Genomic DNA, 386 nt, shown 5'->3' with positions numbered 1-386 from the left:
ATGACGTGGAGGACGCCGGCGTTGTCGGCCGGGTCCAGGCCGTCGTCGCTGCCGTCCAGCGTGATCTCGAAGGGCAGGTACGCGCCCTGGGCCCGTCCCGCGAGCTGCCCCGCGTACGCGATCAGATCACTCGCGACGTGCGCCGCCGTCTCGCGGCAGTTCCACTCCAGCCGTCCCGCCCGGACCCCCGTCCAGTCGCGGTCGGTGACCGCCTCCAGGGCCGCCACGCTGTGCGCGACGGCCTCCTCCACCTGTTCCGCTCCGGATGCGTGCATGACGGGAGGCTAGGCGGAGGGCGGGGGCGGGGTCGACAGCATTTCCAGCTCGCCGCGCAGGTTGTAGCGGGCGGTGGCCTCCCAGTGCTCCTGTCCGTACGGGGTGCGGAA

1 pseudogene is annotated in these 386 nt (G+C 72.8%); it reads right to left on the bottom strand.

The features are described from left to right. A pseudogene (locus LPA54_RS41765) lies at positions 1 to 275 on the bottom strand (GNAT family N-acetyltransferase); the annotation flags it as partial. Between the last annotated feature and the right edge of the window lie 111 nt (positions 276 to 386).

The sequence above is a fragment of the Streptomyces sp. DH12 genome (assembly GCF_020873895.1).
Classification (GTDB): Bacteria; Actinomycetota; Actinomycetes; order Streptomycetales; family Streptomycetaceae; genus Streptomyces.
This window is presented reverse-complemented; position numbering and strand designations above follow the sequence as displayed.